Source organism: Corallococcus sp. CA054B (assembly GCF_003611625.1).
Taxonomy (GTDB): Bacteria; Myxococcota; Myxococcia; order Myxococcales; family Myxococcaceae; genus Corallococcus; species Corallococcus coralloides.
The window spans coordinates 1-9,919 of sequence record NZ_RAVY01000274.1; the positions used below are offsets into that span (position 1 = coordinate 1).

General features: G+C 73.4%; 6 protein-coding genes. 2 read left to right on the forward strand and 4 right to left on the reverse strand.

Annotation, left to right across the window (positions count from 1 at the left end; all coding sequences use genetic code 11):
* Positions 1–53 precede the first annotated feature (53 nt).
* Complete coding sequence (hpf, locus tag D7V80_RS37930; RefSeq protein WP_120592705.1) at positions 54–416, forward strand: ribosome hibernation-promoting factor, HPF/YfiA family; 363 nt, start codon at positions 54–56, stop codon at positions 414–416.
* Positions 417–578: 162 nt separating this feature from the next.
* Positions 579–2,672 carry an MXAN_5187 family protein gene (locus D7V80_RS37935; RefSeq protein ID WP_120592706.1) on the forward strand — a complete coding sequence of 698 codons (2,094 nt, stop codon included), beginning with the start codon at positions 579–581 and terminating at the stop codon, positions 2,670–2,672.
* A gap of 85 nt (positions 2,673–2,757) precedes the next feature.
* Here D7V80_RS37935 and D7V80_RS37940 read toward each other — a convergent pair whose 3' ends face one another.
* The 4 genes from D7V80_RS37940 to D7V80_RS37955 form a co-directional block, all read right to left on the reverse strand.
* On the reverse strand, positions 2,758–4,407 hold the full coding sequence (locus tag D7V80_RS37940; protein WP_120592707.1) for an ATP-binding protein: 1,650 nt from the start codon (positions 4,405–4,407) through the stop codon (positions 2,758–2,760).
* Positions 4,408–4,525: 118 nt separating this feature from the next.
* A complete protein-coding gene (locus D7V80_RS37945) occupies positions 4,526–5,980 on the reverse strand; it encodes an ABC transporter substrate-binding protein (RefSeq protein ID WP_233586033.1) in 1,455 nt (484 codons plus the stop codon).
* Positions 5,977–7,329, reverse strand: a complete 1,353-nt coding sequence (locus D7V80_RS37950) for a VCBS repeat-containing protein (protein WP_120592708.1) — start codon at positions 7,327–7,329, stop codon at positions 5,977–5,979. The genes D7V80_RS37945 and D7V80_RS37950 overlap by 4 nt, the downstream gene beginning before the upstream one ends.
* The gene (locus D7V80_RS37955; RefSeq protein WP_370452607.1) at positions 7,326–9,836 is read right to left on the reverse strand and encodes a penicillin-binding protein 1A; all 2,511 of its coding nucleotides are present in this window, start codon (positions 9,834–9,836) and stop codon (positions 7,326–7,328) included. Before D7V80_RS37955 ends, D7V80_RS37950 begins: the two co-directional genes overlap by 4 nt.
* Positions 9,837–9,919: the final 83 nt, after the last annotated feature.

The window sequence follows — 9,919 nt, forward strand, 5'->3', positions numbered from 1 at the left end:
GCCCCTCACGGGCGGGCGGGGGACTGCCCATGTTTGTGCCCGGAGGTGAATCCATGAAGGTGCAGCTGCGGGGAGTGCATCTGGGGCTGACGGACAACCTGAAGCAGTACGTGGACACGCATCTGGTGGCGCATATCGAACGGTTCGCCCAGGACGAGGCGTCGGAGATTGAAATCGCGCTCGTGGACATCAACGGGCCCAAGGGAGGCGTGGACAAGGAGTGCCGGGTGACGGTGCGCATGCCGGGCCTGGAATCCATTCACGTGACGGAGACGTCGGAGACGCTGTTCCAGGCCATCGACGCAACGCGTGACCGCCTGGAGAAGGCCATCAAGCGCGCGGTGGAGCGCCGTCGCCAGGGCACGGGGAACAGCGGCATGCCGTTCGACCTCAACGCCGACGCGACGAACTACTAGCAGCAGCCGACCGGTCGTATCGGGCGTGACAGACCGAAGGGCCCGGGAATTCCGGATGCCAGCCAGGCATCCGGCCCCCGGGTTCCTTCGGGCCAGTTCCTTGCTGGGGTCGAACGGTGGACGCTATAAGCGGACCCCTCACCCCTGGGCTAAAGGACGGCGATGGTCCGCCTCAAGTTCCTGCTGTTCGCACTCCTGGTCCTCGGACTGGGCCTGGCTCACCTCCCGACGCTGTCGGCGCCTCAGGGTGCGCGCGCCGTGGAAGGTGCGGCACTCCAGGCCGCGTCGGGCACCGGCGAGGTCGCGCGTCGCGTGGATGCACGCCGCGCGGAAGTGCAATCCCTGGCGCTGAAGCTCGCCGGCAGCCCCCAGGTGGCCGCCGCCGTGCGCGCGCTGACGCCCGCGCCCGCGCCGAAGTCTCCGCGCGACCGCTACGGTTCGTCGAAGGACGCGGAGGAGCCGGCCGGCATGCTGCCGCTCACCGCGGAGCGCTTCGGCGCGCTGCGCACCGCCGCGGAAGCCGGTCTGCCCCAGGAGCTCCAGGGCGCGGTGGTGGCGGTGGTGGCCGGCGACGCGGTCTTCCATGCGCGCGCGGGCGCCGAGCCTTCCTCGGACACCGCGGCGCTGGACGTCGCGGCGCTCGCCAAGGCGGGCACCTCCGTGGTGGACGCCTTCGGGGCGCCGCACGTGTTCGCGTCCGTGCCGCTCGCGTGGAGCGGTGAGGGGACTCCTGCTCCGGCGGTGACGCTGGTGGTGGGCGCGCCCCTGGCCGCGGAGGCCGCGCTGCAGGGCGCGCTGGATGCGTCCGGCGCGGCCGCGGTGGGGCTCGTGCAGGGCGACAAGGTGGTGGGCGGCGTCGGCGAGAAGAAGGAGAAGCTGGAGGGCTCGCTGCCCCGGCTGACGGTGGGTTCGAAGGACACGGTGCTGGACACGGGTTCGCTCCAGGCGCTGGGTCCGGTGCAGCTGCCCGCCTTCACGCGCGGCGACGCGATGGGCGGCCAGGCGCCGCTGCTCGTGGGCTCGCGCCAGGCGCTGACGGGCACGCCGTATGAAGTCGTGGTCCTCGCTGGGACGGCGGCGACGCTGGCCCCGCTGGCCGCGTACCAGCACACCGCGCTGCTCGCGCTCGCGGGCCTGCTCGTGCTGAGCCTGGTGTGGACGGCGCTGATGGGCGGGGGCAAGAAGGCCTCCGAAGAGGAGTCCGTGTCGGGCGGTTCGGACACGCTGGGCTGGGGCGCGGCGATGGCCGCTCAGCAGTCCGCTCCCGCCGCGCAGCCCGCGGCCACCACGTCGCCGCCGGCTCCGGCCGCCGTGGCGCCCGTGGCCGCGGATCCGTTCGGGTCGGCCGCTCCCGCGGAGCCCCTGTCCAACCCGTTCGGGTCGGCCGCTCCCGCGGAGCCCCTGTCCAACCCGTTCGGGTCGGCCGCTCCGCCGGCCGCGGATCCGTTCGCGGGCGCGGACGCGTTCCCCTTCCCGGGCACTCCGGCTCCGGCCGCGAATCCGTTCGCGATGCCTCCTCCCCAGGCCGCGCCGCTGGCGGATCCGTTCGCGATGTCTCCTCCCCAGGCCGCCGCGCCGTCGCCGTTCGGGGCTCCGGCAGCCGCGCCGCTGGCGGATCCGTTCGCCGGGGCGGAGTCGTTCCCGTTCCCGTCTCCGCCCGCGGCCTATCCGCCGCCGGCCGCTGAGCCGTTCGCGCCGCCTCCGGCGTACGCGCAGGGTGGCGCGATGCCCTTCGATCACCCGGCTCCGGCGGTCGAGCCCATTGCCCCGGCGGCGCCGCGTCACGCCGCGTTCGCCTTCGAGGATCAGCCCACGGCGGCGTACTCGCTCCAGCAGGCGGCCAATCCGTTCGCGCTGGCGGCGGCGCAGTCCTCCGACCCGGAGTCCCCGGAGACGACGCGCGTGGCGGCGATTCCGCGCGAGCTGCTCCAGGCCAGCACCCGGCCCACGTCGGAGGCCATCCCGATGCCGGCTCCGCGCTCCAACGCGGTGCCGCTGCCCATGCCGGGCGCCAACGGCGCGGCGGCGGCGGCGCTGTCGGAGGAGCAGCACTTCCAGGACGTCTTCCGCGAGTTCGTCACCACGCGCGAGCGCTGCGGTGAGCAGGCGGACGGCCTGACGTACGACAAGTTCGTGCAGAAGCTGCGCAAGAACAAGGAGCAGCTCGTCACGAAGTACGCGTGCAAGACGGTGCGCTTCCAGGTCTACGTGAAGGAGGGCAAGGCCGCCCTCAAGGCGACGCCCGTCAAGGACTGACGGCCGCAAAGCCACCGTGTGGTGCCCGAAGGCCCGGGACCTCTTCCACGAGGTGCCGGGCCTTCTTGCGTAGGGCCTTCGCCCGTCAGCTCGCGCGGGGGAGCACGACGCTGAAGCGGGCGCCCTGGCCCGGCTCTCCGCCGACCTCCAGGCGGCCGCCGTGCTCCTGGAGGATGCGCGCGGCGATGGCGAGCCCCAGGCCGGTGCCGCCGTCCTTGGTGGTGAAGTAGGGCTCGAAGATGCGGGCGCGGTGCTCCAGGGGGATGCCGGGGCCTTCGTCCTCCACCTCCACGATGGCGTCCGCGTCGGTGCCCTTCACGCGCACGCGCAGCGCGCCGCCCTTGCCCGTCATGGCTTCTTCCGCGTTCTTCACCAGGTTGACGAGCACCTGGGTGAGCTGGTCGCGGTCCGCGCGGGCCACCACGCCCGTCTGGAGCGCGGGGACCAGCTGGATGCCTTCGGGGGGCGCGGCGTACAGGGACAGGACACTCTGGGTCAGCTCGCTCAGGTCCACCGGGGCGAGCTGGGGCTTGGGCAGGCGCGCGAAGCGGCTGAACTCGTCCACGATTCGCCGCAGCCGCTCCACCTCCTCCAGCACCACGCCCGCGCTCTCCTTGAAGAGGGTGGGGAAGCTGGGGTGGCGCGCCTCGTGCGCGGCCATCAGCGTCTCCAGCGACATGCGGATGGGGGTGAGGGGGTTCTTGATTTCGTGCGCCAGCCGCCGGGCGACCTCCTGCCACGCGGCGATGCGCTCGGTGGCCATCAGCCGCTCGGTGGTGTTCTTCAGCTCGGACGTCATGTGGTTGAACGTCCGGACCAGCTCGCCCACCTCGCCGGTGGCGCGGGCCGTCACCTGGACGTCCAGCGCGCCTTCCGCCACGCGGCGGGCGCCGGAGGTGAGGGCCTCCACGGGCCGCGTCATCCAGCGGGACACCAGCAGGCCCAGGAGCGCAGCGAAGCCCAGGCCCAGGCCCGCGAGGAGGAGGAACGCGCGCATGACGCCCTCTTCGGCTTCGCGCGCGGCGGCGCGGCTGAAGGTGAGGCGCACGGAGGCCACGTTGCCCAGGGGCAGCACCTGCTCCACGGTGGGCGGGGCGGCGCTGCCCGCGTGCGCGACCTGGGTGCCGCCGGACAGGAGCGTCACGTCGGATTGGGTGAGGCGGGCCAGGTGCTGGGCCAGGCCGTCGTCCAGCACCACGCCGCCCACGGCCCACAGGCGCACGTCGCCGTAGTCCACGGGGCGCGCGGTGACGAGCGCGGGGACCTGGCGCAGGCCCGCGTCGCCCCGGACGTCCACGCGCACGGGCACGGGCCTGGGGGACTTCTCCTTCGTCACGGCGAAGAGGGCAGGGTCCGGGTCCCCGCGCCGGGCGGGCAGGTGGCCGGAGGACAGCACGGTGCCGTTGCGGTCGAAGAGCGCGAGCACGGTGAGGCCGCGGCTCTTCATCAGGCCCTCGGCGGTGTTGGCCTGGATGACGCGCAGGGGAGCGGTGCGCGCGTCGCGCACGAGGTCCTCCATGGCGGGGCTCTCCACCAGCTCCTCGACGGCGCGGCGCGCGTTGGCGGCGGAGCGCTCCAGGGACTCCTGCGCGGAGGCGGTGGCGGCCGTCATGCGCGCGTCGAGCTCACGCGACAGCGTGTCGCGCAGGCGCGTCAGCGTCAGGGGAACGACGACCGCCAGCGGCACCAGCGCGAGCAGGGCGAAGGCGAGCGCGAGCCGGGTCCTCAGGCGCATGCGGGCCGGTCCTTGCTGGGGACTGCCGCGTGGATGGGGCTCATGGCCGGCCTGTGCCGCCAGGAGTACACGCGACCGCGGGTCCTGGGCACGTCATGCGCAACCGCGCCGGCAGGGCTCATGGCCGGCCTCCGCCGCCAGAGGCCTCGACGGGAGCAAGCCAGGCGCCTTCGAGCACGGGCAGGCCCTGGGCATCCAGCACCAGTCCTGTCACCTCTGGCGCCGCGCGCAGGGCGAGCCCCTGTGCGTACAGCGGGATGAGCGGCACGGAGGGCGCGAGCGCCAGGGCCCGTTCACGGCTTCGCGCATCCCGGGCTCCGGCGTCCGTCAGGGCCCCGATGGGCGGCAGCTCGACTCCGAGAAGGTCTCGGCGTCCTCCTGCTTCCAGCACCACCGCCAGCGCGGGACCGGGAACGGGCGGCAGCAGGAACGCGCTGAGCATCAGCTCGAAGTCGCCCTTCGCCTGACGGCTTCGCAGCGCGGCGCGCGACTGGGGCTCCAGCGCGACGGTGTAGCCCTGGTCGTGCAGCTTCACCTGGATGCGCTCGGCCACGGCGCGTTGATCCGTCAGCGCGGCGTCATAGACGAGCGTCACCTTTCGGGTCGCGCCCGCTGGAGGTGCAGTGGGCCGGGGCCTGGGAGCCTGGGGCATCAACGCGGGCGGCAGCAGGTTCGCCATGGGCACCGCGGGGCCCTTCACGAACAGCCGCGTGAGGTCCTCGCGGTCGATGGCGCTCTCCACCGCCTGGCGGAAGTCCGCGGGCACCTTCCGGGGCGAGTACGCCAGATAGGTCGCGTACAGCGCGGCGCCCGTGAAGGTGTTGTCGTCGGGCGGCGTGCCCAGCGCCACCTGCACCTGCCGCGCGGACCACAGCCGCGCGAGGCCGCGTTCATCCGTGGCGGTGAGCGCCAGCCGGTCCAGGTACGGCCGGCCTTCGGGCCACGAGGCCTGGGCCTCCAGCACGCCACGGCCCGCGGCGCTGAAGGGGCCCGACGCGGGCGACGGCGGCGTCGCGAGGGCAGGGTGGCACAGCGAGCGCTCCAGGTCGGGCCACGGAAACGCCAGCGCCAGGTCCAGCGTGGCGCCCGTGGCTGTCACCTGACGGCCATCGCCGCGCAGGGGGTACAGGAGCGCGCGATACGGAGACGGCGACTCCGTGGAGGACAGCCGCGTCCACGCACGGGCCACGGCGGTCGCGCTGGCCGCGGAGGGCATCGCCAAGCGCAGGGCCTGCGGCACGGGGCGCGTCATCTCGCGCGCCAGCGTCGGGTGCACCTGTCCGCCGGCATCCACGCGGCACACGGGCCGCGTCAACAGGCCCAGCAGCGCGGCCTCCATCGGCGTGTCCGCGAGCGCGGGCTCTCCGATTTCAGGGGGCCCCGCGTGCGCCACCCGCAGCTCGCCCCCATAGCGCGGACGGCTGGCCGCCAGGGCCGGAGTGGAAGTCAGCAGCACGAGGCCCGCGAGGGCGGAGCGGATCCTCGCGGTGCCCTCTCGTCGATACCGCGGTGCCGCTGCTTCGCGGAGCACCTGCCTCACCAGGACTTCGTGGCGCTTGTGAGCCTTCATCACGGTGCACCCTGGCGCAGGAGGAACAGCTCGCTCGTGCCGTCCGGCTTCCACGAACCCACGACGACTTCGCGGCGCTTGTCGCCATCCAGGTCCGCCGTCACCACGTACAGCGCCCGGCCCGGCGGGAGCGCTCCCTGCCACAGGGGCTCGTGCGCCATCGGCGCGTCGGAGTTCAACGACAGCACCCGCAGCACGTCCGGCGACGGCTGGAGCTGCGGTGACGTGGTGAGCAGCTCCGGCATCCCGTCCCCATCCAGGTCCCCCAGCGCGCTGCCCGCTCCCAGCCCGGACACCTTCAGCGGCGCGGACGCGGGACGCGCGTAGAGCGACGCCGTGCTGTCCGCGTGCACGAACAGCATCCGCGGCGCCGCGAAGCTCGCCGTGCCGAAGGGCGCGGGCACCGTGAGGCTCCGCCCGTCCGCCAGCCGGACCTCGGGCGCGAACACCGTCTGCCCCGGCACGAACGCCCCGCGCTCCGCCGTCCCCAGCGGCGCGGCGTCCAGCGTCCCCGTCGGACGCAGCGTCCCCTTCGCCTTGTCCAGCACCAGCACCTCGCCGCGCGCATACCGCGTGCTCCAGGCCGCCAGGCGCGGAGGCCCCGTCAGCACCGCCAGCGCTCCGAACGGCTCGCGCGTCGTCGCCGTGGCAGCGGCCCCTTCCAGCTCCCGCCGCGCGAGCACCCGCCCGTCCGCGCCGAACACCACCACCTCGTGCTCGGTGAGCGCGGCCACTTCATCGCGGCCATCGCCATCCAGGTCCCCCGCAGCCAGAGCCCCCAGCGGCGTCTCCAGCCTCGCGAACACCGCGCCCAGCAGGCGCACCGGCCGCCGCTGCTGGGGCCCCGGACCCGTCACTCCCGAGGACGGCGTCCCCACCGCCGCCAGCGCCAGCACCGCGGCATCGGCCTCGACACCTTCGGCCACGGCGGCGGCGGGCTTCGGCGGACGCGTGGGCGTGCGGCCGGACCAGAAGTTCACCCACGTGCCCAGCACGTCACCCCGCGCCACCAGCTCGCCGCCCTCCACGTCCAGCGTGAGCCGCGCCAGCGAGCGGGCCCCCTGTTCGCGGGCGGCGGCCTCGGCGCGCTCGGGCGGGACGTCCAGCACCACCGGCCCCAGGTTCATCGCGGCGAGCCGCGCGGCGAGCAGTGTCCCGAACGCCCGGCGCAGCTCGGGAGAGCTTCCGGACAGGGAGAGGGCCACGGGCGCCTCCGCGGGGGCACCACGGATGGCGTCGGCCACGGCCAGGGCCAGCCGGGCGGAGGCAGGAGGCGCGCTTTCGTCCGACTCCGCGAAGGCGGGCAGGGCGAACGCGAGCGCGAGGACCAGCGGAAGGAGCGAGCGACTCACAGCCCCCTTTTGCCACCTTCCTCCAGGAAGTAGTTGTCCGGCGTCACCTGTCCGGGCGGCGGGGCCTCGGCGGTGGGCTGGGTGCCCTCCAGGTAGGGCTCCATCCGGCCCGGAACGGCGTTGCCCGCGAGCAGCCCGGTGACGGGGTCGATGCGCACCTGGGTGACGCCCGGCGGCACCTCGAAGTCGCGGGCGGGCAGGCCGTCCTCCGCCACCCGCATGAAGTTGAGCCAGATGGGCAGCGCGGCCCGGCCGCCCGTCTCGCTGCTGCCCAGGGGCGAGTTGTCATCGAAGCCCACCCACGCGCTGGCCACCCAGTCCATCGTGTAGCCGTTGAACCACGTGTCCTTGGACTCGTTGGTGGTGCCCGTCTTGCCCGCGGCGGGCCGGTTCAGCTCCCGCACCGCGCGCGCGCTTCCGTCCTCCACCACGCTGCGCATCAGCGACGTCGTGAGGAACGCCACGGCGGGAGGCAGCGTCTCCTCGAAGGCCGGCTGGTGCTCCTCCAGCACCGTGCCCTTCGCGTCGCGCACGCGCAGCAGCGTCAGCGGCTCCGCGTAGCGGCCGTTGGCCTGGAGCGTGGCGTACGCGTTGACGGCCTCCAGCATCGTCACCTCGCCGGTGCCCAGGGCCAGCGTGAGGTTCTCCGGCATCGCGGAGCGGATGCCCGCCCGGCGCGCGAAGTCGATGGCGGTCGCGGGGGTAATCGACTCGATGAGCCGCACGGACACCGTGTTCTTCGACTTGCTCAGCGCCGTGCGCAGCGTCATGGGGCCCTCGAAGCGCCCGTCGAAGTTCTTGGGCCGCCACGTCTTGCCCGTGTACGGGTCGCGGATGGACTCCGGCGCGTCGTTCACCATGGAGAGCGGCGTGAAGCGGCCGCTGGCCAGCGCCGCGCCGTAGATGAAGGGCTTGAACGACGAGCCCGGCTGCCGCTTCGCCTGCGTGGCGCGGTTGAACGACGAGCGCTCCGCGTCATAGCCGCCCACCATGGCCACCACGTTGCGGTTGGCCGGGTTGATGACCACGAGCCCGCCCTGCACCACGGGCACCTGATCCAACGTGGCCTCCACGAAGGCCGGCGCGGGAGGGGCCTTGAGCACGCGCACGAACACCAGCTCCCCGGGGGTGAACACGTCCGAGATGTTCTTCGGCGCGCTCTTCTTCTTCTTCCGCGCCCAGGCGACGGAATCGAAGGACACCTCCGCGGTGCGGCCCACCAGGTCCACGCGCGCCACGTTGCGCTTCGCGTCCACCTCCATGACGTAGCCGGTGAGGCGCAGCCCCTCCTCCATCGGCTTGAGGAGGACCTGGCCCACGCGCTCGCGCTCCGGCGACCGGGCCTCCTCCTCCTCCGAGTCCGTGTCCGCGGCCAGGGCGGCGGGCTGCTGCTCCTCGGCGCCTTCCACCTCCTGCGTGGTGGGGGTCTTGGCCTCCGGAGCGGCGGCGGCGAGCGGCTGGGCGAGCGGCGCCAGGTCCGCGACATAGCCCTGGTCCTTCTGCCGGCGGCCGGCCTCGTCGATGCGCTGGACGATGAGCTCGCGGTAGCGCTTCCACTGCGCCTCCTCCAGCTTGCCCTGCGCGCCCCGGTAGCCCTGGCGCCGGTCCACGGCTTCCAGGCCGTCACGCACGGCCTGCTCGGCGGTGGCCTGGAGCTTGGGCACGAGCGCGATGTCCACGCGCAGGCCGCCCTCCATCACCATCTTCTCGCCGTAGCGTTCAATCAGCGTGCGGCGGATCTCCTCCGCGTAGTAGGCGCCCGCGCTGACCGTCTTGCGCGGCGCGAGCACGATGGGCTTGTCCTTCTCCGCGTCCACCACCGCGCGAGGCACGAAGCCCTGGCCCGCCATCTGCTCCAGCACGTAGCGCTGGCGCGCCTTGGCGCGGGTGATGTTCGCCACCGGGTTGATGCGGTGGGGAGACTGCACGGTGCCCGCGAGCACGGCGGCCTCGCCCACGGTCAGGTCCTTGGCGTGCTTGCCGAAGTAGTAGAGCGCGGCCTCCTCCAGTCCGTAGCGGCGCTGCCCGAAGTACACGCCGTTGATGTAGAGGCTGAGGATCTGATCCTTCGTGAGCGCCTGCTCCAGGCGCGGGGTGAGGATCCACTCGCGGATCTTCCGGCCCAGGCTGCGCTCGGGCGTGAGCAGCATGTTCTTCACGACCTGCTGCGTGAGCGTGGACGCGCCGGACTTGCGGCTGCCGGGGATGAGGTTCTTCACGCCCGCGCGCAGGATGCCGAAGGGGTCCAGGCCCTCGTGCTTGTAGAAGTCCGCGTCCTCGGCGGCGAGGAACGCGTTGCGCACGTGCGGGGGCAGGTCCTCCATCCGGACGAGCGTGCGGCGCTCCAGCGCGTACTCCGCGCAGAGCGAGCCGTCCGCGCACGTCACCTTCGTCACCTGCGGCGGCTGGTAGTTGCGCAGCGACTCCACGGAGGGAAGGTCGCGGCTGAAGTAGACGTACGTGCCCACGCACACGCCGATGAGGAGCACCAGCCCGACGACGCCCAGCACCAGGAGCCGCTTCGTCCAGCGCCACAGCGCGGCGCCGAAGCCGCCCTTCTTGGGCGGCGGGGCTCCGGTCGGGGCCGGGG